This window comes from Rhodanobacter sp. Col0626 (assembly GCF_049994385.1).
Classification (GTDB): Bacteria; Pseudomonadota; Gammaproteobacteria; order Xanthomonadales; family Rhodanobacteraceae; genus Rhodanobacter.
In genome coordinates, this window is the sequence record NZ_CP188260.1 from 58,594 (window position 1) to 85,589 (window position 26,996).

The following is a 26,996-nucleotide window of genomic DNA, read 5'->3' on the forward strand; positions in this document are numbered from 1 at the left end:
TCTAGTGCGTTCATGTACTTGCCATCGTTACCCAAAACTACGTACCAAGGCAGCAAAAATAGCGCCCACACAATGATATTACCCATCAAGGGCGCTCGACCTGAATCTCCGTACATGTCTGTGAAATACCCCAACAGCCATATTCCCGGCACCCACATGGCAAGAAGTATTGCAACCCCTATCCATACTCTCATCGGCTTACCTCGACGATGGCAAAAAGTCTAACGCTGGAGTTAATCTGCGGCGCAACTATCCGCCTTGAACGAACTGTTAGAAGTCATCCTCGGAAGAGTCAGATGACTCGCTCTTGGCTCTCGCCTTGGCAATCGCCTCAGGCTCTCTGGAAAGCAAGCGCCAAAACTCCGTACCGTCCTTACGTGAGTAGCGAATGGCGCCGGCGCGTACCAAAATTTTCCTAAGCTCGTTTTCCTCGAAACCGCCGAGCCGCTTGCTGAGAAGCTCAAATGAGCGATCGGTGTACTTTTGATTGCTGAGAAAATGTTTAGCCGTTATTTCAGCCATATGTTCGGTTTTGATTGCCTCTAGGGCAATCCTGAAGTCTGTTGATGCTCGATCCTTTTGAAGCCACCAGGTGACCAACCCGCCAATCAAAACGCCGAGAATGCCAAACAGTCCTGCGGTTATCTCCGGGGCCATGACTTCCTTCCTTATGATCTCTAACGCTGGAGTTAAGTGGCGGCGCAGCCGTCCGCCTTGAACGAATGGTTATGTTTCTGCAGTGAACACCTGCACCATTGCTTTTGCTCTTTGCCAAAGCCCGTATGCATCCTCGGCCCAGTTTGTCGCTTCCTCGATGCCACCGCCGGAGCCGTGGCTCATCTGCCATTGCGTGGCCTGAGGGTTGGCACCAAACACCGCTCCGGCGTCTGCGATACTCGTTCCGCTAGGCCCTGTTACGCCGTAAAAATGACTGAGGGCAGGATGGCCTTTAACGCTGGCAATATCGGTGACTGCAAGTACCGAAATTAGAATTGTGTGGCCGCCACTGCACCCAGAGTGTCCGCACTCAAAGCTGACACGGAAGTCCGGCTGCCAATCGCCTATGGGAGAAATGCCTCTCGACCACTGCCAGTGCGCGAGATCAAAGAACGCGGCCCACTGTGCAAGAAGCGGTGTATGAAAATCTAAACCGTTGTAAGTCGCTGCCATGTACTGCCCCTAAAAACATAACGCTTCAGTAGTGCCTTCATTCGGCAATATGCACTGGGTGTTCAGCGCCCCTGTTCATCCCTTCCCCTACCTTAATCCTACACGAGGTCAAGCTTTACTCGATGTCATGGGAGCCGACAACGTCGATACGATGCCAAACGGATTTTTTTATCCGGGGCGCCATGTCTTATCCACCACATTTCGCGGGGGTATCTGGGGCCCTTCCGACCGCGCGCCCGTTCCGCCTGTTGACGAAGTTCATCGGCACATGTGTGTTAAACGCCACAGCTTGCGCACCGAAAAGATCTACATCAGCTTGATAAGGCGGTTCATCTTGGCCGATGCTAAACGCCACCCGCGTGAAATGGGTACGGCGGAGGTCGAGGCGTTCCTGTCACTCCTTGCCGTGCAGGGGAAGGCCGCGACCAGCGCACAGAACCTAGCGCTGTCGGCGTTGCTGTTTTTGTATCGGGTGGTTCTGGGAATTGAATTGCCATGGATGGAAGGCGTCGTGCGCGCCAAGCAGCCAAAACACGTGCCCACGGTGCTATGACTAGAAGCGCGATGTCTATTGGCTCATATGGAAAGCAGACCTCAGCTCTTGGCAAGCCTGCTCTATGGCACCAGCATGCGCCTGATGGAATGCCTGCGCCTGCGCATCAAGGGTGTGGATTTCGCGAGAGCCCATCATATTCGCCGACGCATTTGATCACCGAAAGTCATTTGGCTGATGCACTCGCCTTGGCGCACGTGACTTGGCAAATCCCCGGACGGCTCCTCAGCGCAACCCCAACGCCGCGCGCGCACCCGCACGAAACCGCCGGCTGAGATCCAGCCGCGTCCCGTCGTGCAGCACGATTTCGGCGCCGCCCTTGAACAGCGGATGCACTTCGCGGATGCGCGCCAGGTTGACGAGGGTGCCGCGGTGGATGCGCAGGAAGCGCGCGGGATCGAGGTGGACCAGCACGTTACGCAGGGTGTCGCGGTGGAGGTAGCGTACGGGGCCGACGTGGATGTGCAGGTAGTTGCCGTCGGCGCGGATCCAGTCGATGTCGTCGACGGCGAGCACGCGGATGTGTTCGCCGTGGCGCACGCTGAGGCGCTGCACGTAGCCATCGGCGGGCGCTGCTTCGGTCACGGTGCCGGCTGTTGCATGCAGGCCTTGCCAGTGCTGGTTCACCCGCGCCATCGCTTGATCAAAGCGGGCCTGATCGATCGGCTTGAGCACGTAGTCCAGCGCCATCGCGTCGAACGCACGCAGTGCGTGCTCGGCGAAGGCGGTGGCGAACACCACCATTGGCAGGCGATCGGGGGCCAGTTCGTGCAGCAATTCGAAGCCGTCGATGCCGGGCATCTGGATGTCCAGAAACAGCAGGTCCGGTCGCAGTGCATGCACCGCCTGCATCGCCTCGTCGGCGTTGCCGCATTCGCCGACGATCTCCACTTCGTCGTGCGTGGCCAGCGCCTGGCGCAGCGCCAGGCGCGCCAGTACTTCGTCGTCGACCAGCACGGTGCGCAGGCGCGGCGTGCTCACGCGACGTGCTCGGTGTATGGCAGGTGCACTTCGACGCGGGTGCCGCCGCCGGGGATCGCGCTGAGTTCGAGTCGCGCCGCATCGCCGAACAGCATGCGCAGGCGCGAACGCGTGTTGCCCAGCCCGATGCCTTCGAGCGTGCCGGCCGGCGGCAGACCGAGGCCGTCGTCATCCACGCGCAGCTGCAGGCGGTCGCCGTCACGCCGCGTGGAAACGCGCAGGGTGCCGGCGCCGGGCTTGTCCTGCAGGCCGTGGCGCAGCGCGTTTTCCACCAGTGGTTGCAGGATCAGGTTGGGCACCGACGCGACGAGCGTGTCGTCGTCGACATCCATTTCGGTGCTGAGCCGATCCTGGAAACGTACCTGCTGGATGCCGAGGTAGCAGGCGAGGAATTCCAGCTCGCGCGACAGCGGCACCTGCGGTGCGTGGCGTTCCTCCAGGGTGAGTCGGAGGAAATCGCTGAGTCGCGCGATCATCAACCGCGCCTGCAGCGGATCGGCCAGCGCCAGCGCGGAGATCGCGTTGAGCGTGTTGAACAGGAAGTGCGGCTGCAGTTGCATGCGCAGCGCCTGCAATTGCGATTGCGCCAGTTGCGTCTCCAATTGCGCGTTGCGCAGGCGTTCGCCGCGCAGTCGGCGCTGCGATTCCATCCCGCGCAGCACCACCAGGATGATCCAGTAGGTGAGCACGGCCAGGTGGTAGCTGTAGGCCAATTCCATGTGCAGGTACTGGCCCAGCGTGCGCACCGGCATGCGGCCAGGGCCGCACAACCACCAGAACAATACGAGGTGCGCCAGCATCTGCGTCATCGCCACCGCCAGCGCGCCGGGTATGTGTACCAGGCAGAAGCGACGCCAACCGCCGCCCGTGCCTCGGCGGCCCAGCCATCCAACCAGCGGCACCAGCGCCATCCACAGCCAGAAGTTGCCGAGGTTCCACGCCAGCCCGCGCAGCCAGCCCGGCGGATAGCCTTCGCTGATCGAAGACAGCCCGCCGCTGAGCGCATATGAAAGTGCCAGCAGCGTCCAGAAGCCGAAGGCCAGCGCCCAGTTCTTCAGGCGTGGTGGTTCGACGGGCATGGACGCCGGATGCTCGCTGGCGATGGTCGCTGCTGTGGACTCGGACATTGACCGAGTGTGCCGCCACCGGCGGCCTGTCGAAAGTGCCGGAAGCAAGGCTTCGGCGCGTGTCCGCGGCGGCGACTGCTCATCGGTGCAGCGTCGCGTGTTGCGCCAGCCACGGCTGCAGTGCGAAGCGCTGGACGCGCTGGTCCGATCCGCTGAAGTAGAGCGTGGAGAGATCCGGATCGAGCCGGGACTCGGTGCCGGCAACGCCGAGATCGACGGGTCGGCTCCAGCCACCGGGCGTGGCGACGGCGATGAAAATGTCGCTGGCGGTGGTCGACGAAGGGGAGCGATCCGAAGTGAACACGATGAAGGACTGGTCCGGTGCCACGGCGGGATCGTAGTCGTCCGTCACGCCGTCGCTGAATGCCAACGGCGTGGCCGGTTGCAGCCGGCCTTCGGCAACGTGGCTGACGTAAAGCCTGAAGTGGCTGGTCGCCGGGTCGGCCTTCATGAAGTAGATGCTGCCGTCGGCGGCCACCGCCGGCGCGTAGACGGAGGTGCCGCTGTTGACGGTTTCGGGCAGGTGCACCGGCGTGCTCCAGCCGTTGCCACGGCGGTTCACCCGCCACAGGTTGCCACCGCGGCGCGCTTGCGGCTGGTCGTCGTAGTAGCCATCGAGCGCCGCGCCGCCGGGTGCCGTCGATCGGTTGGAGGCAAAGACCAGGTACGAGCCATCCGGTGCCATCGCCGGCTCCATGTCCATCCATGCGTCGGAGAACGACGCCGGCCGCGCCGCCGACCATGTGTCGCCGGGTCGATCGGCGACCAGGATGCGTCGCGACTCGCCGCGTCCACGGGCGAAGAACAGCAACTTCCGATCGGGAGCGAATGCCAGCGACGCATCGTGCTCCGCATGCCAGGGCACCTGCGCGACGGGCGCGATACTGGGCTGGGCCGCGTCCAGCCAGGGTGCCAGCGACACGTGCCAGATATGGTCGTCGCCGTTGTTCCACGCGGCGGAACCGTCCGGATCGTTCGGCGGCAGGCGGCGGTCGCTGTAGAAGTACAGCGTGCGATGGTCGGGGCCGAGCTGCGCACCCATGCTGTGTTTGCCGCCGTTGACGATATCGCCCAGGTCGAGCGGCGTGCTCCAGCCTTGCGCGGTGTGGAAGGTGATGGCGAGGCGGTAAGGCTGCTGCGCTTCACGCTGGGTGCTGACCACCATGAACGAGCCGTCGGGGGCGATTGCGGGATCGCGGATCGGCATGTCCGCATCGCCCATGGGCACCACGACAGGCGCGAGGTAATGGCCGTCCCGATACGCCGACCGCTGCAGGCGCAGGCTGTCGCCTGCGGCGCAGCCGATGAAATAGACGCTGCCGTCCGCGGCGATGCTCGGCGCGAATGTCATCGAACAGGCGTTGACGATATCGGGCAGGCGCCTTGGCGTGCCCCAGCCATCGCCAAGGCGGTCGACCCGCCACAGGTTCATGCCCTGGCCAGAGCGGCGCTTGCCCGCATGGGTCGCGTCGAGCGGTTGGCCGTCCATTTCGGTAGGGCGATTGGAGACGAACAGGAGGTACGAGCCATCGGGCGCCATCGCCGGATCGAGGTCGCGCCAGCGCCCCGAGAACGGCGCCACCTGTGGCGCCGACCAGTGGCCGCCGGTGCGATGCGACGCCATCAGCGTGAAACTGTCGGTGCCGCGCATGAAGTACACCGTCGCGCCATCCGGGGTGAACGCCGCCGCGCCGTCATCGGCGTCGCCGGCGATGCTGCCCGGCGCGAAGATCGTCGGTGTCGTGGCAGCGGGGACGGCGGCGCAGGCCGCCGGTCCGAAGGCCAGCAGCACGCACAACGTTGTCGACAATCTCATGCGTTCTCTCCATGGGTGGTGCGGCCGGCGCGCCGATGGACGACGGCGGCGAGGTGGATGGTCCACTCAGGCTGGCATGGGCGGGCATGTCCGTCGTCGCCCTTGTGACAACCGGTGCCGCGCGGATGCCGAGCGGCGGATCGATGGGTGCAGGCGGCCCATCGACCACTGGACGGCGCATTCCCGCCGCTGGTCACCGCGCCACGCACGCTCGTCACGGAAGCGATGCGGTCTGGCGCACCGCCGCACAGTCTGGACTGGCGGCGATCCTGCCGCGGACGAGGACAGCCACATGCGCAAGCAATATTTCCTTCAGGTCGGCATGACGTGTCTTGCCGTGCTGGCGCTGGGCGCCGGAACCGCGTTTGCGGCAGCCGCCGCCGCCGCCGCTGGCGCAAACGGCGTCGATGAATCGGCCCGCAGCAAGGCGGCGGTGATCGCGGTCGACCAGCACTGGCTGGAGGCCGAGCTCGATGGCGACACGGCCTGGCTCAATGAGATGTTGCTGCCCGAGTACCGCTCGGTTGACGCCGATGGCGCGGTGCATGCGAAGGCCACCATCGTGGCGCATGCGGCGAAGAATCGGGGCAACGACGAAGCGCGGCGCAAGGTGGAGGCCTGGCTGAAGGCGAACCCGTCGGGCAAGTCGGTGACGATCCGCGGCAACACCGCGATTATTTCGTTCTACGATCTCGCGAAGGGCGCGGACAAGGACGTGCGTTCGTCCGACGTTTTCGTCTACGTGGATGGACGCTGGCACGGGCTGTATTCGCAGCACAGCAAAGTGAGTGCCGGCTAGCGCATGGTGCCCATCTTTCGGGTAGGAGCCCGCTGGCGGGCGATGCTCCTGCTCCGAATGTCCGACCTGAGAAAGAAGCATCTCCTACCAGGCGATGCGCTGGCCATCGCGGTAGAAGCCGCCGGTGACATGCTCCGTCACGCAGGCGGCCCAGACGATGCCGGCGGCACCGGCGGCTACCGGGCGGCCGCCCGGTCCGCCCATGTCGGTGGCGACCCAGCCCGGACAGACCGCGTTGACCTGGATGCCGCTGCCATCCAGTTCGGTGGCCAGCGCGCGGGTGTAACTGTTCAATGCCGCCTTGGACACCCGGTAGGCCGGGCAGCTGGCGCCGCTGGTGGCCGTGGCGCCGCAGCCACTGGAGACATTGACGATGCGGCCGTAGCCATGCCGGCGCATCAGCGGCAACATCGCGCTGCACAGCCGCCAGGTGCCGAACAGGTGCGTGTCCATCGCGCCGCGCGCGGGCGCGATGTCGGCGTTGACCGGGTTGGCGCGAGGGTCGTAGTAACCGCCGGCGTTGTTGACCAGCACGTCGAGCCGGCCGTAGGTGAGCTCGATCGAGCGCGCCAGCGTGTCGACTTGATCCTGCTGCGTGACGTCGAGCTGCACCGCGATCACCTCGCCGGGCGAACCGGCGAGTTTGCGCGCGGCGTGCAGACCCTTGTCCATGTCGCGGGCGCCGAGCAACACGGTCATGCCCCGCTCGCCCAGCTGGCGCGCCACTTCGAAGCCGAGCCCGCGGTTGGCGCCGGTGACCAGCGCCACGCGATAGATGGGCGCGGTCGCCGTGACCGGCACGCGTCGAGCCGGCCGGCTCATGGGGCGGCGTCGGTCTTGGCCACCGCGCTGCAGTGCTCGTCGCCGCAGGCCTGCCAGCCGCCACCGAGCGACTTGTACAAGGCCACTGCACTGGTGTTGATCGCCGCTTCGGCCTGCGCCAGGTCATCCTCGGCACCGAGCTGGGTGCGCTCGGCGTCGAGCAGTTCGAGGAAGCCGGTGGCACCTTCCTGGTAGCGGATGCGGGCGAGGTCGGCGGCGCGTTTGCTCTGCGTGCTTTGTTCGATCAGGTGATCGACGCGGATGCGCTGCTGGTTGAAGCCGGTGACGGCGTTGTCGATGTCCTCGATCGCTTCCAGTACGGTGCGCTGGTAGTTCGCCTGCGCCGCATCGGCGCGTGCCTCGCTGGCGTGCAGATTCGCGCGCACGCGCTGCACGTTCAAGCCGGGCCAGCTGATGCTCGGCGCCAGCGACCACGCACGCGTCGCCGGGCTGCCGAAATCATTGCTTCGTCCGGACAGGAAACCGAGGAAGCCACCCAGCGTGACGTGCGGAAAGAAGTCCGCCTTGGCCACGCCGATACGCGCCGTGGCGGCGGCATATTCGCGCTCGGCGATATGCACGTCCGGACGGCGTGCCAGCACGTCGCCGGCGTCGCCGATCGGCAGGCTCACCGCAATCGGCGTGAAGCTCTTCGATGACACGTCGATGTCGAGCTCGCCGGGCCGTTCGCCCAGCAGCACGGCGAGGCGGAATTCACCGGCACTCACCGCCGTCTGCAACACCGGCAGCTGCGCCTGCACCGCACTGAGGCGCGCCTTGGCACTGGCTACGTCCTGTTCGGAACCGGCACCGAGCTGCTGGCGCACTTCGGTCAGGTGCAGTGTCTGCTGCTGGTTGTCGATGTCGCGTTGCGCGATGTCGAGCCGCAGCTGATTGCCGCGCAGTTCGAAATAATTGCGCGCGACCTCGGCCAGCAGGCTGATCTGGGCGTTGTGCAAAGCCGCCTCGCTGGCGCCGAGATCGGCGCCGGAAGCTTCGACCGAACGGCGCACGCCGCCGAACAGGTCCAGCTCCCACGATGCGTCGAAACCGGCCTGGTAGGTGGTGACGGTGGTGCGCTGGTCGGTGAAGCCGGGCTGCTGACCGCGGCTGCGGGTGTAATTGATGTCGGTGTCGATCGTCGGCAGCTGATCGGACTTCGCACCGCTGAGCAGCGCACGCGATTCATGCAGCCGCGCCACCGCGATACGCAGGTCCAGGTTGTTCGCCGCGGCGCGCTGGATCAACGCATCCAGCGTCGGATCGTTGAACTGCTTCCACCACGCGGCCTGGAATTGCGCGTTGTTTTCCTGCGCCGCGTCCAGTCCCTGCAACTGCGGCGTGGCAGGTTTCACTTCGTGGTAGTTGGGGCCGACGCTGGCACAGCCAGCGAGAGCCAGGGCCGCGCTGAGCGCGGCGATCTTGAGCATGGTTTTCATCAGTGGTTCTCCAGCGCCGGCAGCGCATGCGCGGCGGCGCGTTCGGCCGCGCGCGCCTCACGGCGTTCGACCAGGGCGCGAATGAGTACGTAGAACAGCGGCGTGTAGATCAGGCCGAAGATGGTCACGCCGAGCATGCCGGAGAACACCGCCACGCCCATCGCATGACGCATCTCGGCACCGGCGCCATGCGAGGTAACCAGCGGCACCACACCCATGATGAAGGCGAACGAGGTCATCAGGATCGGGCGCAGTCGCAGCTTGGCTGCTTCCAGCACAGCCTCGTGGCGCGACATGCCTTCATGCTGGCGTTCGCGGGCGAACTCGACGATCAGGATCGCGTTCTTGCACGCCAGTCCGACCAGCACGATCAATCCGATCTGGGTGAAGATGTTGTTGTCGCCACCGGACAGCCACACACCGGCGATCGCGGACAGCAGCACCATTGGCACGATCAGGATCACCGCCAGCGGCAACGACCAGCTTTCGTACAGCGACGACAGCACCAGGAACACCAGCAGCACGCATAACGGGAACACCAGGATCGCGGTGTTGCCGGCGAGGATCTGCTGGTAGGTCAGCTCGGTCCACTCGAAGCTGATGCCGTTGGGCAGGTTGTCCTTCGCCAGTTTTTCCATCGCCGCCTGGGCCTGGCCGGAGCTGTAGCCCGGTGCCGGGCCGCCGTTGATCTCGGCGGTCGGGTAGCCGTTGTAGTGCTGCACGCGATCCGGGCCGGCACCCTGTTGCACGGTGACGAACGAACCCAGCGGCACCATCTGGCCCTGCGCGTTGCGCGTCTTCAGCTGCAGGATGTCCTGCGGCGTGTGGCGGAACGCCGGGTCGGCCGAGACATTGACCTGGTAGGTACGACCGAAACGGTTGAAGTCGTTGACGTAGAGCGAGCCCATGTAGGCCTGCATGGTCTGGTACACGTCACCCAGGTTCACGCCTTCGGCCTTGGCCTTCTCGCGATTCACGTCGGCATCCACCTGCGGCACGCTGACCTGGAAGCTGGAGAACAACCCGGCCAGTGCCGGCTCCTTCTGGCTGGCCGCGATCAGGTTCTGCGTCTGCTTGTACAACTCGTCGAAGCCGCGGTCGCTGCGGTCTTCCAGCTGCAGGCGGAAGCCACCGATCGTGCCCAGGCCCATCACCGGCGGTGGTGGGAACACCGCGATGTACGCATCCTGGATCGCGCCGAACTTCTGGTTCAGCGCGCCGGCAATCGCACCGGCGGAAAGATCCGCGCTGCGGCGATCCTCGAACGGTTTCAGCGTGACGAACACGATGCCCGAGTTGGTTGAGTTGGTGAACCCGTTGATCGACAGGCCGGGGAACGCCACGGCATGTTCCACGCCCGGCTGTTTCAGCGCGATCGCGCTCATCCGCTGGATCACGTCCTCCGAACGGTCGAGCGAAGCCGCGTCGGGCAGCTGCGCGAACGCCACCAGGTATTGCTTGTCCTGCCCCGGCACGAAACCGGTCGGCACATGCGAGAAGCCAAACCAGGTCAGCGCGATCAGGCCGGCGTACACCACCAGCGCCAGCTTGCCCTTGCCGACGATGCGCTTGACGCCACCGACGTAACGCTCGGATCCACGATGGAACAGCCGGTTGAACGGACGGAACAGCCAGCCGAACGCACGGTCGATGCCGCGGGTCAGGCGGTCCTTCGGCGCGTCATGGCCTTTCAGCAGCACGGCGGCGAGCGCCGGGCTCAGGGTCAGCGAGTTGAACGCGGAGATCACCGTGGAGATCGCGATGGTCAGCGCGAACTGGCGATAGAACTGGCCGGTGAGGCCGCTGACGAAGGCGGTCGGGATGAACACCGCGCACAGCACCAGCGCGGTGGCCACGATCGGGCCGGTGACTTCGCGCATCGCCTGGCGCGTGGCCTCGCGTGGCGATTGTCCGAGTTCGATGTGTCGCTCGACGTTTTCCACCACCACGATCGCGTCATCGACCACGATGCCGATCGCCAGCACCAGTCCGAACAGCGACAGCGCGTTGAGCGAGAAGCCGGCCAGGTACATGATCGCGAACGTGCCGATCAGCGACACCGGCACCGCCACCAGCGGGATGATCGAGGCACGCCAGGTCTGCAGGAACAGGATCACCACCAGCACCACCAGCAGGATCGCCTCCAGCAGCGTATGCGCCACCGCCTCGATCGAGCCGCGCACGAACACGGTCGGGTCGTACACGATGGAGTAGTCGACGCCCTGCGGGAAATCCTTCTTCAGCTGCGCCATCGTGCTGCGCACTTCGTCGGAAATCTGGATCGCGTTGGAGCCGGGCCGCGCGAAGATCGGCAACGCCACCGCCGGTTTGTTGTCGAGCAGGCTGCGCAGCGCGTAGCTGTTCGAACCGAGGTCGATCTTCGCCACGTCACTGAGATGCGTCACTCCGCCGTTGGCGGCGGTGCGCACGATGATGTTGCGGAAATCGTCTTCGCTGACCAGTCGGCCGCGGGTGTTGATGTTGAGCTGGAACGCCGAGTTGGTTGGTCCCGGCGGCGCGTTCAGCGCACCGGCGGCGACCTGCACGTTCTGCTCGCGGATCGCGTTGATCACGTCACCGGTGGTGAGCGAACGCGAGGCCAGTTTCTGTGGATCCAGCCATACGCGCATCGAATATTCGCCGGCGCCGAAGATCTGCACGTCACCGACGCCGTCGAGCCGGCCCAGCACATCCTTCACGTGCAGCCGCGCGTAGTTGGACAGGTACAGCATGTTGTAGCGCTGATCGGGCGAGGTGAGATGCACGACCATGGTCAGGTCGGGCGAGCTTTTCTGCGTGGTCACGCCGAGCCGCTGCACTTCCTCGGGCAATTTCGGCAGCGCCTGCGCCACGCGATTCTGCACGTCGACCTGGGCGTTGTTGAGATCGGTGCCCAGCGCGAACGTCACGGTCAGCGTCAGCGCGCCGTCGCTGGTGGCTTGCGAAGAGGTGTACAGCATGCCTTCCGCGCCGTTGATCTGTTCTTCCAGCGGGGTGGCGACGGTCTCGGCGATCACCTTGGGGTTGGCGCCGGGATAGCTGGCGTGCACGACCACGGTGGGCGGCACCACTTCGGGGTATTCGCTGATCGGCAGCTGGAACACCGCGATGGAGCCGGTGATCACGAACAGCAACGACAGCACGGCGGCCATGATCGGCCGGTCGACAAAGAATTGGGCGATGTTTTTCATGCAATGAATCCTCGACGAGACGCTGATGAGGTCTCGGCTTCAAGCTCCTCCCCCTGCACAGCAGGGGGAGGTTGGGAAGGGGTGACGCTGTTGCTCTTGCTTTCGCGGCTCGCTGGAGGGCTTCACCCCTCCCCAACCCTCCCCTGCGTGCAGCAGGGAGGGGGGCGCGTCGTCAACCTTGTGGAGGTTTCGGTGCGGTCGCGGTGGCCACTTCGCTGGCTTCCTTCGGTTTGGCGACGCCGTTCTCGACGAGCGCCTTGTCGGCGGGATCGAGCCGGTACGACATCGCCACCTTCTGCGGATTCACCTCGACCCCGGGCCGCACGCGCTGCAGGCCGTTCACCACCACGACGTCGTTGGCATCCAGGCCGCTGTCGATCACGCGCAATCCGTTCACCAGTGCGCCGGTGTCGACCTTGCGGTATTGCACCTTGTGCTCCTTGTCGACCACGTAGACGAACTGGTTGCCGAGGTCGGTGCCGATGGCACGGTCGTCCACCAGCAGGCGCGAACGGGCCTGGCCGCTTTGCAACTGCACGCGCGCATACAGGCCTGGCGTGTAGAGGCTGTCGGCGTTGTCGAATACCGCGCGCAGGCGCATCGTGCCGGAGCCGGTGTGCAACTGGTTGTCGACGAAGTCGAGGCGACCTTCATGCGGATAACCCGACTCGTCGGCCAGACCCATCGTGGCCTCGATGCGCGCGCTGCGCCCGGCCTGGCTGGCACGTGCACGCAGGTGGTCGAGCTTGAGCCAGGTCTGCTCGTCCACGTCGAAGTACACGTAGACCGGGTTCACCGAGACCACGCTGGTCAGCACGTCATTGCTGGTGACCAGATTGCCGGGGGTGACGCGGGCGTTGCTGACACGGCCGTCGATCGGCGAACGCACCTTGGTGAAGTCGAGGTTCAGTCGTGCCGCTGCCAGTGCCGCGGTGGCTGCACCCAGCTGTGCCCGCGCACTCTGCGCGGTGGTGCTCTGGCGATCGGCTTCCTGCTGTGCCACGGCGTGCTGGCTCAGCAGCATCTCGGCGCGGCGCTGGTTGGTCTGGGCCAGGGCCAGTTCGGCCTTGGCCTGCGCCTGGTTCGCGCTGAGCCGGTCGACTTCGGCCTGGTACGAGCGGGCATCGAGTTGGAACAACACGTCACCCTTGTGCACCAGTGCGCCTTCCTGGAAATGCACCGATTCCACGAAACCGCCAACCCGTGGCTGCACCTGCGCGGTGTTCACCGCTTCAAGCCGGCCGGTGAACTCGGCGCTGTCACTGACCTTGCGGGTCAATGCCTGGGCCACCGTGACCTCGGGCGGGGGGCCGCCGGCCGGGCTCTGCGCCTGGCTGTCGTTACCGTGCAACAGAATCCAGCTGCCCAGCGCACCGGCAGCAATCAGAGGGGCCAGCATCCATTGTTTTTTCATCTCGCGCTCCCAAAACCATGTAGGCCGGGCGCACATCCCCGGCGAAGGGTCGAGAGAATAGGTGTACTTGGCGGTATAGAAAATCCGCTTCTTGCGCATTACACTCGTGATCCGCAGTCACGAATCGACGAGGAATTGAAGCAATGGAAGACTTTTCCGCAATTTCGACCTTCGTCCGCGTGGTCGAGGCCAAGAGTTTCGCCGCCGCCGCCAGCCAGCTGGGCATGACCCCGTCGGGGGTCAGCCGCGCGGTTTCCCGGCTGGAAACCCAGCTGGGTGCACGGCTGTTGTTCCGTTCGACCCGGTCATTGCGTTTGACCGACGATGGGGCCTCGTTCCATGCGCGTTGCAAGGAGATCCTCGCCGATCTGGCCGAGGCCACCGAAGCCATGGGACACGCGCGCAGCCGTCCGGTGGGCAAGCTGCGAGTGGCTACGCATTCGGCGATTGGTCGCGCCGCCTTGATCCCGAACCTGGCCGAGTTCGAACAGCGCTACCCGGACATCCGGCTCGAACTGGCCATGTGCGACTACCACTTCGACCTCAACGAGGAAGGCTACGACTGCGCCATCCGCATGGGCGACCTGGCCGATTCCAACCTCATCGCACGCAAGCTCGGCTACTTCAGCAATGTGCTGTGCGCCTCGCCGGAATACCTGCGCAAGTACGGCGCGCCGCAGAACATCGATGACCTGAAGCAGCATCGCTGCATCAATTACGTCTACCCCAGCGACGGCAAGCCCTACCAGTGGCAGTTCGACACGCCGAGTGGGCGTGTGGCGCTGGACATCGATGCGCACATGCTGATCAACGATGGCGAGTCGGTGATCCAGGCGGCCGTGGCCGGTCTGGGCATCATCCAGATTCCGCATTTCCTGGCCGCCAGCGCGCTGGCCAAGGGGCAGCTGGAAATCGTCATGACCGATACCATCTCCACCGGCTCGCCGGTGTGGATCGTCTATCCGCAGAAACGCCATCTGTCGGCGCGGGTGCAGGCGTTCATCGAATGGACCAACGAGCTGTTCCAGCGCACCAGCGAGCCGCAGTGCCGGGTTACCGCGCGGATGAACGCGGAGAAGGCCGAGCGCGGCGAGCGCCTGGCTGTCGCGGCGTAAGCCCGAACCGCGCGATCAGGCGCCAGCGGGCACCAGCAACAACAGCGCCACGCCGAACACGATCCGGTAGATAGCGAACGGCGTGTAGTTGTGGCTGCGGATGTAGCCCAGCAGCCACTTCACCGCGATGAACGCGACGATCGCCGAGACCACGAAGCCGACGATGAGTGCGGTCCAGTCCTCGTGCGCCGCGCCGCCGCCCTTGACCACCTTCAGCAACTCGTAACCCGTGGCCGCGTACATGGTCGGGATGCCGACCAGGAAGGCGAACTCGGTGGCCGCCGCCCGGTTGCTGGTGCCGAACAGCATGGCCGCAAAGATCGTCGCCGCTGAACGCGAGGTGCCGGGAAAGATGCCGGCGATCATCTGCGCGATGCCGACCAGGATCGCTACCCGCCAGGTCACCGTACTGCGATCGGGCTGACGCGCGGCCATGCGTTCCGCGGCGATCATCCAAAGACCGCCGATCACCAGCGCCCACGCCACCGGCGTCACCGTTTCGGGCAACTTGAAACCCATCTTCACCGCGATGAAACCGAGTACGGCGGTGATCAGGAATGCCACGACCAGCTTCAGCAGGTAATCGCGGTTGACCGGGTCGCGCCATTGCGTCAACAGCTGCCAGATCCGCTTCCAGTAGATCAGCGTAACCGCCAGGATCGCGCCGGCCTGGATGCCTACATTGAACAGTTCCGAGCGCGCGCCCAGCCCGAATTTTTCGGCGATCAGCAAATGGCCGGTGCTGGAGATCGGCAGGAATTCGGTGATGCCTTCGATGATGCCGAGCAGGATGACGTGGAGCAGATCGGTCACGGGACGGTTCCAGGGCGTGAAAATGGAAGCACGCCGGCGTGGCTGACAACCGGCACGAAGCGGCATAGCTTACGGGGTTTGCAGCAGCGAAAGATGACCGGGACATGGCGCGGGGCAGCCCGCTCCCGGCCATTTTTCTGCGCACCACAAAGGTGCAAAAAGCGCGAAGGCGTGGCTTTGGGATGGTGCTATGGTGTGCGCTCGCGCCGCGCAGTCATCCTACGAACGCCCTGGCCACAACGGTTCCACGCCATGGCACACGCCTTGCTATGAATCCGCCATTACTCCTTCCCATCCAGCCCGAGGCTTCACCCATGTCTGCCAACAACGTGCTCGACCTGATCCAGGAACACGAGGTCGAGTTTGTCGACTTCCGTTTCGCCGACATGCTCGGCGTGCATCATCACGTCACCTTTCCGGCCCACGCGATCGACGAGTCGACGTTCGAGGACGGCAAGATGTTCGACGGTTCCTCGATCACCGGCTGGAAGGGCATCAACGAATCGGACATGGTGCTGATGCCCGATCCGGACACCGCCCATCTCGACCCGTTCAGCGCGCACGTGCAGCTGATCCTGCATTGCGATGTGCTGGAGCCGAGCACCATGCAGGCCTACGGCCGCGACCCGCGCTCGATCGCCAAGCGCGGCGAGGCGTTTCTGAAATCCACCGGCATCGCCGACACCGCGTTCTTCGGTCCCGAGCCCGAGTTCTTCATTTTCGATTCCGTGCGCTGGCAGAACGATCCGGGCCGCGTGTTCTACGAGATCGGTTCCGAGGAGGCGGCGTGGTCGTCGCGCTACAAGTACGAAGGCAGCAACACCGGTCACCGTCCGGGCGTGAAGGGTGGCTATTTCCCGGTCAGTCCGGTCGATTCGCTCGGCGACCTGCGCGCGGACATGTGCAAGGTGCTCGAATCGCTGGGCCAGACCGTTGAAGTACACCACCACGAAGTAGCCAACGCGGGCCAGTGCGAGATCGGCGTCAAGTTCAACACGCTGGTGAAGAAGGCCGACGAACTGATGACGATGAAGTACGTCATCAAGAACGTGGCGCACCAGAACGGCAAGACCGTCACCTTCATGCCCAAGCCGCTGGTCGGCGACAACGGCAGCGGCATGCACGTGCACCAGTCGCTGGCCAAGAACGGCGAGAACCTGTTCGCCGGCGACCTCTACGGCGGCCTCAGCCAGACCGCGTTGTGGTACATCGGCGGCATCTTCAAGCACGCCCGTGCGATCAACGCCTTCGCCAACTCCACCACCAACAGCTACAAGCGCCTGGTGCCGGGTTTCGAGGCGCCGGTGATGCTGGCGTACTCCGCACGCAACCGCTCGGCGAGCTGCCGCATCCCGTACGTGGCCAGCCCGAAGGGTCGCCGCATCGAAGTGCGTTTTCCCGATCCGATGAACTCCGGCTACCTGGTGTTCACCGCGTTGATGATGGCCGGCCTGGACGGCATCATCAACAAGATCGATCCGGGCGCACCGGCCGACAAGGATCTCTACGACCTGCCGCCGGAGGAGGAGAAGAACATCCCGCAGGTCTGCTCCAGCCTCGACGCCGCGCTGGAAGCGCTGGACAAGGACCGCGACTTCCTGAAAGCCGGCGGCGTGTTCACCGACGACTTCATCGACGCCTACATCGAAGTGAAGATGAAGGAAGTCACCCGCTACCGCGCCAGCACGCATCCGCTGGAATTCCAGATGTACTACTCGCTCTGACCAGCGCCGGCGGCAAGCGGCTCACGACGTGAGAAACAACGGGCGCCGCGGCGCCCGTTGTTGTTTGGATCCAGGCGCAACCGAAGACTACGTGAGCCGACGAACGATGAAAGCGTCGGCGTAACGTTCGAACCCGAGCCGCTCATAGAACTCGGTGGCGTCCGGCACGGCGAGCAAGACAAGCATGACCTCCGGCCCGATTGACTCGCGGACGAGCTCGAGCAGGTGGCGCCCGACGCCGTGGCCTTTGTAGTCCGCATCGACGGCGAGGTCCGGAAGGTAGCAAGCAAAGCAACCATCCGAAATCGCCCTGGCGATACCCACCAGCTTGTCGCCGTTCCAGGCGGAGACGAGCAAGTCCGCGCCGTCGATCATTCGGCGCATGCGGCCAAGGTCATGGGTCGGCCGTGCAAGCCCTGCAGATTCGAACAGGGCAGCCAGTTCGTGGGCCTGGATCGGCCCGGCAACTCGGTAGTCGATCATCGATGGTTCCGTTCGGGCGGACGACCATTCTTGACGCCTGAGGACGCCCTGATCCATTCCGCATCGGGGGCATCATAGCGACGTAACCAGCGGCTTGTTACAGAGGCCACCTCCGGCCAAGGCGGACGTTCGCCATCGGATCGGGCGGGATCGCCCGTTGATACGGCGCCGGGAAACCGCGACCATACATGCCTCCATGGACCCGGCTTTGCCGAGTGGCTCGTCCGGGCGCCTATCCCCCGGAAACCTCGCAACACCACTCTCCCGATGAGAGACATGCCGCCCGAGCGGCCGTGTCCGCGAATCAATTGGCCTGAAAAAATGTGGAATCTTCGCAACTTTCGACACGATTGGCTGACCAACGTGCCGACGGAATTGCTGTCGGGCGCCTTGGTCGCGCTGGCGCTCATTCCGGAAGCCATCGGCTTCTCCATCGTCGCGGGCGTCGACCCCAAGGTCGGTCTCTACGCCTCGTTCTCGATCGCGGTCGTCACGGCCATTCTCGGTGGCCGCCGGGCCATGATCTCGGCCGCGACAGCATCGACGGCCGTGTTGATGATCACCCTGGTCCGCGATCACGGACTGCAATACCTGTTCGCGGCAACGATCTTGATGGGCCTGCTGCAGATGATTGCCGGGGCAGCGAGGCTGGGCCTGGTGATGAAATTCGTCTCCCGGTCCGTCATGACCGGGTTCGTGAACGCCTTGGCCATCCTGATTTTCCTGGCGCAGCTGCCCCAGTTCGTCGGAGCCGGATGGTCGATGTACGCCATGGTGGCGGCCGGTCTGGCGGTTATCTACCTGTTTCCCTTCGTGACGAAGCGCGTCCCTTCCGCGCTGGTGAGCATCGTTGTGCTTACGGCGTTCTCGATCGTGGCGGGGCTGAGGCTGCGTACCGTCGGGGACATGGGCCATCTGCCCTCCAGTCTGCCGTTGTTCGATGTCCCCCGCGTGCCGTTCACCCTGGAAACCCTGCGGATCATTTTCCCCTATTCGCTGGCCATGGCCGCGGTGGGTCTGCTCGAGTCGCTTTTGACAGCGCAGATTGTCGACGACATGACGGACACGCCAAGCAACAAAAGCCGCGAATGCGTGGGACAGGGAGTGGCCAACTTCGTCACAGGCTTTCTCGGCGGCATGGGCGGCTGCGCCATGATTGGCCAATCGGTCATCAACGTTACCGCCGGCGGTCGGACCCGGCTGTCGACCCTGTTCGCCGGTTGTTTCCTGTTGTTCTTGATCGTGGTGGCGGGTGATTGGGTGAGGCGCATTCCGATGGCCGCGCTGGTGGCCGTGATGATCATGGTGTCGATAAGCACCTTCGATTGGTCATCCTTCAAGAGCCTTCGCTCGCATCCATGGCAATCGAGCGTGGTCATGCTCGCCACCGTCATCGTTGTTGTAACGACCCGCGACTTGTCCAAGGGCGTGCTCATCGGCGTGCTGCTCAGCGGTGTGTTTTTTGCGGGCAAGGTTGCACGGATGTTTGCAGTCAGCGTGGCTCGCTCCGACGACGGACTTTCCCTGACTTATTACGTGACCGGTCAGGTTTTCTTCGCCTCGGCGAACGGTCTGGTGGATGCGATCGACTACCAGGATGTCTCACCCGACGTGCGCATCGATGTCAGCGGAGCCCATTTCTGGGACGTCACGGCAATCGGAGCGCTCGACGATATCGTCCACAAACTTCGTCGGCATGGAGCCACGGTGGAAGTGACAGGCCTCAACGAGGCGAGTGCATCGATGGTGGACAGGTTCGCCACACATCCGCTGCCGGAAACTGTTCGCAAGGGCACCGCGCATTGAGAGAACTCTCTCGTTGCTTTTCCACTGTCGTCAGGCGCCTGTGCGTCGGACCTAACGACTGTCTGCTCATCGCGGCGTCCATCAGCCACAACCCGGGACGCTGGTGCACAGCGATCGCGGCGTCAGGTTTCTCGCCAGCACCTTCAAACTCGGCTTGACCAAGGCAGGCTTGGTACGGAGCGTGAACCGTCCGCGCTTCTCCGACGATCGGACACTGGGCTCGGCCCTTTGCACCTACATCGATCTCTGTAACCAGCACCGCTTGCACTCCGCCTTGAGCTATCGTTCGCCCATCGAGTTCGAGGCCCATGTGTTTGACCTACGGTGTCCACTTTTCGTAGGAACTCTCCGATTACGCCGCCGCTTGACTCCAGCGTTGTGCGTCGCTACCTGGCGGGAAGAATGGCGAATGAAACCTCAATCCAGGTTCTCTACCGAACTGCCGATTCTTCACTTTGAACGGCAACCGGACTGGGCTGCCTGGCTGAATGAAAATCACGCCTCATCGCCTGGGGTGTGGTTGCAACTCGCGAAGAAGGGCGCCGATGCACAGTCGGTTTCATATGACGAAGCCATCGCAATGGCACTTTGCTTTGGCTGGATAGATGGACAAAAGCAAGCGCACAGCGCTCAATTCTGGCTTCAGAAATTCACTCGACGCTCGGACAAGAGCGTTTGGTCGAAGATAAACCGGGACAAAGCGCTTGCTCTGGTCAAGGCAAAGAAGATGAAACCTGCCGGGCTCAAGGAAATTGAGCGAGCAAAGCTCGACGGGCGATGGGACGCTGCATATGACTCTTCCAGCAAAGCAACCGTACCAAGCGATTTTCAGTCTGCGCTGGATGGTAATGCGCGATCCAAAGCATTCTTTGGAACGCTCGACAGTCGGAATCGGTACGCTGTTCTGTTCAGGATTCAAACCGCCAAGAAAGCCGAAACGCGCGCCAAACGAATTTCACAGTTCGTACTGATGCTGGAACGTCACGAGAAGGTTCATCCATGAGTAATGCAGAAACTCTGCAGCGCCCTGACCTTGAACGTTAGGCCCAATTCATCGAAGGAGGAACTGGATAATGTCAACTGCTGCTGAAGGTCGCACAGTGCTTTCTGGCGCCTGTCACTGTGGAGCTGTCTCGATCGATTTGCCTTTCGCGCCAGAGACGGCCACAAGCTGCAACTGCTCACTCTGTAGGCGGCTCGGTGGAATCTGGGCGTACTACGAGTTCGGCACCGTGAAAGTCACTGGGCACCCAGAGCATACTCAGGATTACGTCCAGGGCGACAAGACTTTGCGAACGATCCGGTGCGCAACTTGCGGTTGTGTGACGCACTGGGAGCCGTTGAATCCGGATTTAGGTACGCGTCATGGCGTGAACTTGAGGAACTTCGATCCCAAGCTCCTGGAGTCCGTGGCAGTGCGGCGCTTTGACGGGGCCGATACTTGGGAATTCCTTGACTAGAATATCAAGCACACCACTGGCGCAGCTTAACCTCCGTAAGAGACTTCCCGTCGACGCCAAGCGGACAGCTGCGCCGCCGCTTGACCCCAGCGTCAGCGCGCAAACCTCTCCATGCTCAAATTTGATCGTGCAGTGGAGTTACCAGCTTACTTGGGGACGAGGTTGGCCAACTTGCCCTTCTTGTCGAATTCGCAGCTGAAATTCTTCTTGCCATCCATGCCCGCGTCAGCGGTACCGGCGATCGTGTAGCCGGCGTCGGCAGCCTGAATTTGCTGCAGCTGGATATAGTCGTTCTTCACGTCGAATTTCTTCGCTGCAGCATCCAGGCAGCGGGTCGTCAGCTTGCCCGGGTCGGGTCGGTCGGACGCAAGGACGTGCGAGGAGGCCAGGACAAGCCCGAGGGAAGCAGTCAGGAGCAGAGCGGAATTTCGCATGGTTCTATCTCCGTACAAGGCACGAGGCCGGGATCATCGATCGCTCGAGTGTGCCTTCCAGTTCCTTGCGGCAGGATGAATCGCGGGCATGGTCTCCGGCAAAGTCTGTGTGAACCCCGCGACTTTGCCGGCATTCCCGCGCCACAAGCAGGACGACGTTCCACCGCTGGCGTCTCCACGCTCCAGGCTCCGCCTGGCAACGCGCGGTGTAGATCCTTGCCACACACTCCAATCTTGCCCATCGTTCATCGACCGGTCTCTCCGCCTGATCCGAACGGGAGCTTCTCGCGGAAATACTGTTGATTGAGGATCCAGGCCATCAGCGCACCCCACCTGGCGCCCCAGGACTTGTACTCAGGCGTGTTCCACTTCTCGATCGTCATCCCTTCCGGCGCCATGTAGCCATCGAGGCTAAGTCCAACGTTGACGAATACTTTGCTCATGATTCTCCGCTCGCATGTTCGGATGTCGGCCAGTTTCCCTGATGTAAGGGACCGAGAGCCTGGCGTGCACGCCCGATAACGTTGTGGTGTCGTCAGCAACGTAGCTCGGCCAGGAGCGCACGCCGGTGCTCGCGTCCCGCGCCCGAACAGTTGCGCGAGGCGAGGCCTCGAATCGATAAGCGTGGGTTGGACGCGATGCTCTGGGCGTGATGCCGGATGTGCGTACTGGCCAAAAGCAGAAGTTGCACGGGAGTCGTAGTATCCCGGAACCACCAGAAGGCCATCCCCAACGAAGGAACGCCAGCATGCTCAAGCTCTACGGTTTTTCGAAGGTCAACGCCGGTGCCCGAGGTCACACCCGCGACTTGCGCGTGCTGTGGGCGCTTGAGGAGATGCAACTGCCGTTCGAGCTAGTCGGCATGGACCACCCGGCCCACGACCTGAGCACCGAAGCCTATCGCCGGTGCAGTCCCTTCGAACAGATCCCGTCGATCGACGACGATGGGTTGCTGCTGTCCGAATCCGCCGCCATTCTTGTCTACCTGGCGAAGAAGACGGGTCGCCTGATGCCCGACGACCGCGCCGGCGAGGCGCAGGTGGTGCGCTGGTGCTTCGCCGCGTTGAACTCGGTCGAGCCGCCCCTGCTCAGCCTGATGGTGCTCGACTGGACGGCGGATGGCAGCTGCGGCAAGCACCGCCAGTTTCTGGTGGGTTGGGTGAATCGGGTGCTGACGAACCTGGAGGCCTGGTTCGCCGACCGCGACTTCGTCGCGACAGACGGTTTCACCATCGCCGACATCCTGATGGCGAACGTGCTGTCATCGGGTATCAAGGATGAGGGATTGATCGCGCCGTATCCGGCCGTCGTGTCATATCGGGACCGATGCCTGGCCCGACCCGCCTGGAAACGGACCATCGACGCTTACTGCGCGCAAGTCGAGGCGGGGTAGATCATCAAGGGCAGGCTGCGTGACTACACCGCACTTTGAAATCCACCAAGCGTTAGGCTCGCCACGATGCAAGGCAGGCCATTCAAAAATTTTGCGACGCGATCGTCACACGCTTGCATCAGATCTTGGAGATTTCCATTGGGAGAAATTCAATGAACATCCAGTACGTCTATGCCGCAGCTTACGTGAGGGATATGGATTCGTCCGTGGCTTTTTACACAAGGCTATTGGGCAGGGAACCGGACGATCGCCCCATGGAATCACTGGTCCAATGGCGAGGATTCGGAGAGGCGGGCATTCAACTCTTCAAAGACGCGGCGAAAGCCGGAAGCTCGCGCATGACCTTGGTCATCCCGGATCTCGCCAAAACAAAGGCCGATCTGGAGAACGCCCATATTGAGCTTGCGCACATCCAGGAAGGTGAGTTCGGCAAGGTTGCTCAGGTAACCGATCCCGATGGAAACATGATCACCTTGGCAGAGCCGCCAAAGAAGTGAGCCGCTTCGCTGGCAAGCAACAATTCATTCAAGCCGACGCCCCGATCGCTCCGCATATGGTCGCGGCTTGTTCAAGCGTTGAATGACCGCTGGCAGCAGCCTCCGGCGGGTCGGCCTGGACCCGTGTGTACGAAATCCGACGTGCCAGGATCGCTGGCAATAGTCGAACCTCGCCGGTATGTTTCGCTACGGTTCTGGCCGGCCATATGGGTCGATGGTAAACACAGGGAAAAAAGGATGGTCACGAAGATTCTCGCCATGACGTTGGGTATCAGCTGCCTTTCCATCGCGACTCTGGCTACCGCGCAACCTGCGCCTGCCAGGCCACTCATCACCGACCCGGTTTACACGAAGGCCGATCAGCTCGTGGATGTCGGCGGTGGCCGACGCCTCAACCTTCATTGCCGTGGCGCAGGGTCACCCGCGGTTATTTTCGACTCGGGCCTCAGTGACTCGACGATCGCGTGGGCGCTCGTCCAGCCGGCCATCAGCAAGACGAACGCCACCTGTTCGTATGACCGTGCGGGGATGGGTTTCAGTGATGCCGCCACCCGACCCGGAACGGCCGCGAACGACGTCGATGACATCCACAAGGCCCTGCAGGGTGCTCACATCAAACCGCCTTACGTGGTCGTGGGGCATTCGGCGGGAGGCATGGCGGTTCGCGTGTTCGCCGATCGCTATCGTGACGAGGTGGTCGGCATGGTCATCGTCGACGGCTCGCACGAAGATCAATCCAGCCGCTTCAAGGCGATCGCGAAGCCAGGGGTTCAGGCGCATTGGGACGATGACCGGAAAGACACCACCTGCATGGACGCCGTAAAGGCCGGCCACGGCAAGATTCCCAGGGACTCGCCCGCGTACAAGAAGTGTGTGGGCGAGCCGGATGCGCGCTTCAGCCAGGCGATCAACAATGCAAACCTGGAATATTCGGCCAAGCTGAAGTACCAGGCGGCCTTCGCCTCGGAATCCGAAAGCTTTGACGGAGCGAGTGCCGACCAGACCCGCGCGACCCGGCGAGACTTCGGTGACATGCCGATCATCGTGCTCACGCATGCTCCCTATCCCCGCTCGAAGACGCTGACCCAGCAGGAGCAGGACCAGCGCACCGCCACGTGGGAGCAGATGCACAACGAAGTCGCTGCCATGTCCACGCATGGCGTCAATGAGATCGTGCCGCGTGCGGGTCATCTCATTAACTACGATCGGCCAGAGATCGTCATCGACGCGATCCATCAGGCCTTGGCAGTTGCAGCAGAACAGTCGATTCCCCCGGCGCCAACGGCAACGAAGTAACCCACTCATCGGGTAGATCGCCACGCCCGCGTACCGGAAGAACGCAGGGCTGCGGACCAAAGGGCGGCCCGACCTCCGTGGACGATCGAAGTCCGCTTCCGACGGCGAGTTCAACCGGTGGCCGCAACGCCTCGCGAACGCACGCAATCGAGCGTGTTGCACCGCTTCGCTGCGCGCATCAAGAACTCACGCAGAGGTTTCATGAACAACTTCGGCCGCAGCCGTTAGGGCAAGCGCGATTGCCGACCTCTTGCGCTCGCTGTAGCGATCCACCAAATAGTCGCTGCGATCGCGCACCATCAGCGTGAACTTGAAGAGTTCTTCCATGACATCGACCACGCGGTCATAGAACGCTGAAGGCTTCATCCGTCCGTTCTCGTCGAACTCCAGCCATGCCTTTGCCACGGAGGACTGGTTCGGGATCGTCACCATGCGCATCCATCGACCCAGCATGCGCAGCGCATTGACGACATTGAATGACTGCGACCCGCCGCATACCTGCATCACAGCCAGTGTGCGTCCCTGTGTCGGTCGTACGCTACCGTCTTCCAGAGGCAGCCAGTCGATCTGATTCTTGAACACGCCGGTCATCGCGCCGTGCCGCTCTGGACTCACCCAGACCTGGCCTTCTGACCACAACGATAGTGAACGTAACTCCTGCACCTTGGGATGGCTGGTCGGTACGCTGTCCAGGACAGGCAGTTCGTGCGGGTCGAACACCCTGGTTTCGGCTCCAAGCTGCCGAAGGATGCGCTCCGCCTCCAAGGCCAGCTTGCGACTGAACGACTGAGGTCGCAGCGAACCGTACAGAATCAGAATCCGCGGCGGATGACTTGAGCCCTTTGGCAGGGCCAGCTTGTCGAGATCAGGGCGATCGAACGCAGCATCTGTGATATTCGGCAAATTTTGGAGCGTCATGGTGGCAGTTCGATCTCGTTGCATCGATGTAATAATTCTATCATTATGGAAATATAGAATTGCAATCGCCGCGTCGACCACGGATCGCACATCGCCATGTACCCCTGTCGTGTTCTCTTCATCTGCACCGGCAACTCCGCCCGCAGCATCTTGTCCGAAGCGACGCTCAACCATCTGGGCAGCGGTCGCTTCCAGGCCTTCAGTGCCGGCAGTCAGCCAACCGGTCGGGTCAACCCCTATGCGATCGAAGAGCTCAAGACCCTCGGGATATCCACCGAAGACCTCAGCAGCAAATCCTGGGATCGCTTCACCGATGAAGGCGCGCCGCCGCTGGATATCGTGATCACCGTATGCGACAACGCGGCAAACGAGACGTGCCCCGTCCTGTTCGGTGACTTCGTGAAAAGCCACTGGGGCTTGCCTGATCCGGCGGCAGCTCACGGCGAAGGCGCCCTGATCGAGGCGTTTCGTCAGGCCCACACGCTGATCATCCATCGCGTAACGGCTTTGGTGAATCTCCCTGTCGAGATGATGGGTCGCGATGAGTTGCAGCAAGCGCTGGATCACATTGACACGATCACCGATGACGACGAGGAGGGCGCATGAGCCAGACGCCCGCAGACATGGACGCTGCATGCCTGGCTCCCGCCGGCGGCGGCCGCATCGGCTTCTTCGAGCGCTACCTCACCATCTGGGTACTGCTATGCATTGTGGCTGGCACACTTCTGGGTCACTGGCTACCCGCCACCTTTGAAGCCCTCGGGGGCATGCAGGTCGTCCAGGTGAATCTGCCCGTGGCGGTGCTGATCTGGCTGATGATCATCCCGATGCTGCTGAAGATCGACTTCGGGGCCTTGGGTGGTGTGCGCCGCCAGTGGAAAGGCATCGGCGTCACGCTCTTCATCAACTGGGCCGTGAAGCCGTTCTCAATGGCCCTGCTGGGATGGTTCTTCATCCGGCATGTGTTCGCCGGCTACCTGCCCGCCGATCAGATCGATTCGTATATCGCCGGCCTGATCCTGCTGGCTGCCGCACCGTGCACGGCGATGGTGTTTGTCTGGAGCAACCTGTGCAACGGCGAACCAAACTTCACGCTGAGCCAGGTCGCCTTGAACGACGCCATCATGGTGGTGGCGTTCGCACCTATCGTCGCATTGTTGCTGGGCATCTCTTCGATCACGGTGCCGTGGAACACCTTGTTGTTGTCAGTGCTGCTTTACATCGTGGTCCCGGTGGCCATCAGTGTGGTGCTCCGACGCTGGATGATCTCGCAGGATGGCGAGGTGCGACTTCAGACACTGCTGCATCGGCTGGGGCCGGCGTCGCTGTTCGCGCTGCTGGTCATCCTTGTGCTGCTGTTCGGATTTCAGGGCCGGCAGATTCTCGCCCAGCCGGTGATTATCGCGATGCTGGCGGTGCCGATCCTGATCCAGGTGTATTTCAACTCCGGCCTGGCTTATCTGCTCAATCGACGCTTCGGTGTCCCGCACTGCGTGGCCGGTCCCTCGACGCTGATCGGTGCAAGCAATTTCTTCGAGCTGGCGGTGGCCACCGCCGTGGGTCTGTTCGGGGTGCACTCCGGTGCTGCATTGGCGACCGTGGTCGGTGTGCTGATCGAGGTGCCGGTGATGCTCTCGGTGGTTCGCATCGTCAACGGCAGCAAGCGTTGGTACGAATCGTCCTTGGCTTGAGCGGAGCATCGTCATGCAGGGCCACTACAACATCTTGTTCGTGTGCACAGACCC

At 63.0% G+C, this 26,996-nt stretch carries 25 protein-coding genes and 1 other annotated feature; of the genes, 11 read left to right on the forward strand and 14 right to left on the reverse strand.

What is annotated here, in order from left to right:
* Window positions 1-270 precede the first annotated feature (270 nt).
* Together ACPPVV_RS00285 and ACPPVV_RS00290 are read right to left on the reverse strand one after the other, a co-directional pair.
* Window positions 271-657 (reverse strand): hypothetical protein, encoded by a 387-nt coding sequence (locus ACPPVV_RS00285; protein ID WP_426701489.1) that lies wholly within the window; start codon window positions 655-657, stop codon window positions 271-273.
* A 69-nt stretch (window positions 658-726) separates the two neighbouring features.
* Complete coding sequence (locus ACPPVV_RS00290) at window positions 727-1,170, reverse strand: hypothetical protein (protein WP_426701490.1); 444 nt, start codon at window positions 1,168-1,170, stop codon at window positions 727-729.
* A 127-nt stretch (window positions 1,171-1,297) separates the two neighbouring features.
* Between ACPPVV_RS00290 and ACPPVV_RS00295 the strand changes: the two genes are divergently transcribed.
* Window positions 1,298-1,723: a phage integrase N-terminal SAM-like domain-containing protein gene (locus tag ACPPVV_RS00295; RefSeq protein WP_426701491.1), complete on the forward strand. Its 426-nt coding sequence runs from the start codon at window positions 1,298-1,300 to the stop codon at window positions 1,721-1,723.
* 225 nt (window positions 1,724-1,948) lie between these two features.
* Here ACPPVV_RS00295 and ACPPVV_RS00300 read toward each other — a convergent pair whose 3' ends face one another.
* The 3 genes from ACPPVV_RS00300 to ACPPVV_RS00310 all read right to left on the reverse strand — a co-directional run bounded on the left by ACPPVV_RS00300 (window position 1,949) and on the right by ACPPVV_RS00310 (window position 5,647).
* A complete protein-coding gene (locus tag ACPPVV_RS00300; protein WP_426701492.1) occupies window positions 1,949-2,704 on the reverse strand; it encodes a LytR/AlgR family response regulator transcription factor in 756 nt (251 codons plus the stop codon).
* The gene (locus ACPPVV_RS00305; RefSeq protein WP_426701493.1) at window positions 2,701-3,831 is read right to left on the reverse strand and encodes a sensor histidine kinase; all 1,131 of its coding nucleotides are present in this window, start codon (window positions 3,829-3,831) and stop codon (window positions 2,701-2,703) included. Before ACPPVV_RS00305 ends, ACPPVV_RS00300 begins: the two co-directional genes overlap by 4 nt.
* A gap of 79 nt (window positions 3,832-3,910) precedes the next feature.
* The gene (locus ACPPVV_RS00310) at window positions 3,911-5,647 is read right to left on the reverse strand and encodes a TolB family protein (protein ID WP_426701494.1); all 1,737 of its coding nucleotides are present in this window, start codon (window positions 5,645-5,647) and stop codon (window positions 3,911-3,913) included.
* Window positions 5,648-5,939: 292 nt separating this feature from the next.
* Here ACPPVV_RS00310 and ACPPVV_RS00315 point away from each other — a divergent pair, with 292 nt between their 5' ends.
* On the forward strand, window positions 5,940-6,446 hold the full coding sequence (locus tag ACPPVV_RS00315) for a nuclear transport factor 2 family protein (protein WP_426701495.1): 507 nt from the start codon (window positions 5,940-5,942) through the stop codon (window positions 6,444-6,446).
* 84 nt (window positions 6,447-6,530) lie between these two features.
* Here ACPPVV_RS00315 and ACPPVV_RS00320 read toward each other — a convergent pair whose 3' ends face one another.
* The 4 genes from ACPPVV_RS00320 to ACPPVV_RS00335 form a co-directional block, all read right to left on the reverse strand.
* Window positions 6,531-7,268: an SDR family NAD(P)-dependent oxidoreductase gene (locus ACPPVV_RS00320; protein WP_426701496.1), complete on the reverse strand. Its 738-nt coding sequence runs from the start codon at window positions 7,266-7,268 to the stop codon at window positions 6,531-6,533.
* On the reverse strand, window positions 7,265-8,707 hold the full coding sequence (locus ACPPVV_RS00325) for an efflux transporter outer membrane subunit (RefSeq protein ID WP_426701497.1): 1,443 nt from the start codon (window positions 8,705-8,707) through the stop codon (window positions 7,265-7,267). The genes ACPPVV_RS00320 and ACPPVV_RS00325 overlap by 4 nt, the downstream gene beginning before the upstream one ends.
* A complete protein-coding gene (locus ACPPVV_RS00330; RefSeq protein ID WP_426701498.1) occupies window positions 8,707-11,898 on the reverse strand; it encodes an efflux RND transporter permease subunit in 3,192 nt (1,063 codons plus the stop codon). The genes ACPPVV_RS00325 and ACPPVV_RS00330 overlap by 1 nt, the downstream gene beginning before the upstream one ends.
* 172 nt (window positions 11,899-12,070) lie before the next feature.
* Window positions 12,071-13,312 carry an efflux RND transporter periplasmic adaptor subunit gene (locus ACPPVV_RS00335; protein ID WP_426701499.1) on the reverse strand — a complete coding sequence of 414 codons (1,242 nt, stop codon included), beginning with the start codon at window positions 13,310-13,312 and terminating at the stop codon, window positions 12,071-12,073.
* Window positions 13,313-13,455: 143 nt separating this feature from the next.
* On the opposite strand from ACPPVV_RS00335, the gene ACPPVV_RS00340 reads away from it, so the two are divergent.
* A complete protein-coding gene (locus ACPPVV_RS00340) occupies window positions 13,456-14,427 on the forward strand; it encodes a LysR family transcriptional regulator (protein WP_426701500.1) in 972 nt (323 codons plus the stop codon).
* Window positions 14,428-14,442: 15 nt separating this feature from the next.
* Here ACPPVV_RS00340 and ACPPVV_RS00345 read toward each other — a convergent pair whose 3' ends face one another.
* Window positions 14,443-15,240 carry an undecaprenyl-diphosphate phosphatase gene (locus ACPPVV_RS00345; protein WP_426701501.1) on the reverse strand — a complete coding sequence of 266 codons (798 nt, stop codon included), beginning with the start codon at window positions 15,238-15,240 and terminating at the stop codon, window positions 14,443-14,445.
* A gap of 314 nt (window positions 15,241-15,554) precedes the next feature.
* Between ACPPVV_RS00345 and glnA the strand changes: the two genes are divergently transcribed.
* On the forward strand, window positions 15,555-16,964 hold the full coding sequence (gene glnA, locus ACPPVV_RS00350) for a type I glutamate--ammonia ligase (protein ID WP_426701502.1): 1,410 nt from the start codon (window positions 15,555-15,557) through the stop codon (window positions 16,962-16,964).
* Window positions 16,965-17,051: 87 nt separating this feature from the next.
* Here the strand turns inward: glnA and ACPPVV_RS00355 are convergent, their stop codons facing one another.
* Window positions 17,052-17,447 carry a GNAT family N-acetyltransferase gene (locus ACPPVV_RS00355; RefSeq protein WP_426701503.1) on the reverse strand — a complete coding sequence of 132 codons (396 nt, stop codon included), beginning with the start codon at window positions 17,445-17,447 and terminating at the stop codon, window positions 17,052-17,054.
* Window positions 17,448-17,642: 195 nt separating this feature from the next.
* Window positions 17,643-17,696: a sequence feature (sul1 is cis-regulatory element that is thought to sense ions involved in sulfur or methionine metabolism; They are found in Alphaproteobacteria), on the forward strand.
* Window positions 17,697-17,768: 72 nt separating this feature from the next.
* On the opposite strand from ACPPVV_RS00355, the gene ACPPVV_RS00360 reads away from it, so the two are divergent.
* Both ACPPVV_RS00360 and ACPPVV_RS00365 read left to right on the forward strand, forming a co-directional pair.
* A complete protein-coding gene (locus ACPPVV_RS00360) occupies window positions 17,769-19,253 on the forward strand; it encodes a SulP family inorganic anion transporter (RefSeq protein ID WP_426701504.1) in 1,485 nt (494 codons plus the stop codon).
* A 409-nt stretch (window positions 19,254-19,662) separates the two neighbouring features.
* Window positions 19,663-20,256 (forward strand): YdeI/OmpD-associated family protein, encoded by a 594-nt coding sequence (locus tag ACPPVV_RS00365; protein ID WP_426701505.1) that lies wholly within the window; start codon window positions 19,663-19,665, stop codon window positions 20,254-20,256.
* A gap of 603 nt (window positions 20,257-20,859) precedes the next feature.
* Here ACPPVV_RS00365 and ACPPVV_RS00370 read toward each other — a convergent pair.
* Together ACPPVV_RS00370 and ACPPVV_RS00375 are read right to left on the reverse strand one after the other, a co-directional pair.
* Window positions 20,860-21,147 (reverse strand): hypothetical protein, encoded by a 288-nt coding sequence (locus tag ACPPVV_RS00370; protein WP_426701506.1) that lies wholly within the window; start codon window positions 21,145-21,147, stop codon window positions 20,860-20,862.
* A 245-nt stretch (window positions 21,148-21,392) separates the two neighbouring features.
* Window positions 21,393-21,590: a hypothetical protein gene (locus ACPPVV_RS00375; RefSeq protein WP_426701507.1), complete on the reverse strand. Its 198-nt coding sequence runs from the start codon at window positions 21,588-21,590 to the stop codon at window positions 21,393-21,395.
* A gap of 305 nt (window positions 21,591-21,895) precedes the next feature.
* Between ACPPVV_RS00375 and ACPPVV_RS00380 the strand changes: the two genes are divergently transcribed.
* The 3 genes from ACPPVV_RS00380 (at window position 21,896) to ACPPVV_RS00390 (ending at window position 24,333) form a co-directional block, all read left to right on the forward strand.
* On the forward strand, window positions 21,896-22,540 hold the full coding sequence (locus ACPPVV_RS00380; protein WP_426701508.1) for a glutathione S-transferase family protein: 645 nt from the start codon (window positions 21,896-21,898) through the stop codon (window positions 22,538-22,540).
* A 152-nt stretch (window positions 22,541-22,692) separates the two neighbouring features.
* Window positions 22,693-23,037 (forward strand): VOC family protein, encoded by a 345-nt coding sequence (locus ACPPVV_RS00385; RefSeq protein WP_426701509.1) that lies wholly within the window; start codon window positions 22,693-22,695, stop codon window positions 23,035-23,037.
* Between the two features lie 237 nt (window positions 23,038-23,274).
* Window positions 23,275-24,333 (forward strand): alpha/beta fold hydrolase, encoded by a 1,059-nt coding sequence (locus ACPPVV_RS00390; protein ID WP_426701510.1) that lies wholly within the window; start codon window positions 23,275-23,277, stop codon window positions 24,331-24,333.
* Window positions 24,334-24,519: 186 nt separating this feature from the next.
* On the opposite strand, the gene arsH is transcribed toward ACPPVV_RS00390, so the two are convergent.
* A complete protein-coding gene (gene arsH / locus ACPPVV_RS00395; RefSeq protein WP_426701511.1) occupies window positions 24,520-25,251 on the reverse strand; it encodes an arsenical resistance protein ArsH in 732 nt (243 codons plus the stop codon).
* 96 nt (window positions 25,252-25,347) lie between these two features.
* Between arsH and ACPPVV_RS00400 the strand changes: the two genes are divergently transcribed.
* The gene (locus ACPPVV_RS00400) at window positions 25,348-25,857 is read left to right on the forward strand and encodes an arsenate reductase ArsC (protein ID WP_426701512.1); all 510 of its coding nucleotides are present in this window, start codon (window positions 25,348-25,350) and stop codon (window positions 25,855-25,857) included.
* Entirely contained in the window at window positions 25,854-26,942 is a 1,089-nt protein-coding gene (gene arsB, locus ACPPVV_RS00405) for an ACR3 family arsenite efflux transporter (protein ID WP_426701513.1), read from the forward strand. The genes ACPPVV_RS00400 and arsB overlap by 4 nt, the downstream gene beginning before the upstream one ends.
* Window positions 26,943-26,996 lie beyond the last annotated feature (54 nt).

What these genes read in the sequence shown, in the direction of transcription:
- ACPPVV_RS00330 (WP_426701498.1), bottom strand. Translation starts at nt 11,898, where the DNA reads ATGAAAAACATCGCCCAATTCTTTGTCGACCGGCCGATCATGGCCGCC.
- ACPPVV_RS00360 (WP_426701504.1), top strand. Translation starts at nt 17,769, where the DNA reads ATGTGGAATCTTCGCAACTTTCGACACGATTGGCTGACCAACGTGCCG.
- ACPPVV_RS00370 (WP_426701506.1), bottom strand. Translation starts at nt 21,147, where the DNA reads ATGCGAAATTCCGCTCTGCTCCTGACTGCTTCCCTCGGGCTTGTCCTG.
- glnA (WP_426701502.1), top strand. Translation starts at nt 15,555, where the DNA reads ATGTCTGCCAACAACGTGCTCGACCTGATCCAGGAACACGAGGTCGAG.
- arsH (WP_426701511.1), bottom strand. Translation starts at nt 25,251, where the DNA reads ATGACGCTCCAAAATTTGCCGAATATCACAGATGCTGCGTTCGATCGC.
- ACPPVV_RS00315 (WP_426701495.1), top strand. Translation starts at nt 5,940, where the DNA reads ATGCGCAAGCAATATTTCCTTCAGGTCGGCATGACGTGTCTTGCCGTG.
- ACPPVV_RS00340 (WP_426701500.1), top strand. Translation starts at nt 13,456, where the DNA reads ATGGAAGACTTTTCCGCAATTTCGACCTTCGTCCGCGTGGTCGAGGCC.
- ACPPVV_RS00400 (WP_426701512.1), top strand. Translation starts at nt 25,348, where the DNA reads ATGTACCCCTGTCGTGTTCTCTTCATCTGCACCGGCAACTCCGCCCGC.
- ACPPVV_RS00290 (WP_426701490.1), bottom strand. Translation starts at nt 1,170, where the DNA reads ATGGCAGCGACTTACAACGGTTTAGATTTTCATACACCGCTTCTTGCA.
- ACPPVV_RS00295 (WP_426701491.1), top strand. Translation starts at nt 1,298, where the DNA reads ATGGGAGCCGACAACGTCGATACGATGCCAAACGGATTTTTTTATCCG.
- ACPPVV_RS00310 (WP_426701494.1), bottom strand. Translation starts at nt 5,647, where the DNA reads ATGAGATTGTCGACAACGTTGTGCGTGCTGCTGGCCTTCGGACCGGCG.
- ACPPVV_RS00320 (WP_426701496.1), bottom strand. Translation starts at nt 7,268, where the DNA reads ATGAGCCGGCCGGCTCGACGCGTGCCGGTCACGGCGACCGCGCCCATC.
- ACPPVV_RS00305 (WP_426701493.1), bottom strand. Translation starts at nt 3,831, where the DNA reads ATGTCCGAGTCCACAGCAGCGACCATCGCCAGCGAGCATCCGGCGTCC.
- ACPPVV_RS00380 (WP_426701508.1), top strand. Translation starts at nt 21,896, where the DNA reads ATGCTCAAGCTCTACGGTTTTTCGAAGGTCAACGCCGGTGCCCGAGGT.
- arsB (WP_426701513.1), top strand. Translation starts at nt 25,854, where the DNA reads ATGAGCCAGACGCCCGCAGACATGGACGCTGCATGCCTGGCTCCCGCC.
- ACPPVV_RS00390 (WP_426701510.1), top strand. Translation starts at nt 23,275, where the DNA reads ATGGTCACGAAGATTCTCGCCATGACGTTGGGTATCAGCTGCCTTTCC.
- ACPPVV_RS00335 (WP_426701499.1), bottom strand. Translation starts at nt 13,312, where the DNA reads ATGAAAAAACAATGGATGCTGGCCCCTCTGATTGCTGCCGGTGCGCTG.
- ACPPVV_RS00325 (WP_426701497.1), bottom strand. Translation starts at nt 8,707, where the DNA reads ATGAAAACCATGCTCAAGATCGCCGCGCTCAGCGCGGCCCTGGCTCTC.
- ACPPVV_RS00375 (WP_426701507.1), bottom strand. Translation starts at nt 21,590, where the DNA reads ATGAGCAAAGTATTCGTCAACGTTGGACTTAGCCTCGATGGCTACATG.
- ACPPVV_RS00385 (WP_426701509.1), top strand. Translation starts at nt 22,693, where the DNA reads ATGAACATCCAGTACGTCTATGCCGCAGCTTACGTGAGGGATATGGAT.
- ACPPVV_RS00355 (WP_426701503.1), bottom strand. Translation starts at nt 17,447, where the DNA reads ATGATCGACTACCGAGTTGCCGGGCCGATCCAGGCCCACGAACTGGCT.
- ACPPVV_RS00365 (WP_426701505.1), top strand. Translation starts at nt 19,663, where the DNA reads ATGAAACCTCAATCCAGGTTCTCTACCGAACTGCCGATTCTTCACTTT.
- ACPPVV_RS00285 (WP_426701489.1), bottom strand. Translation starts at nt 657, where the DNA reads ATGGCCCCGGAGATAACCGCAGGACTGTTTGGCATTCTCGGCGTTTTG.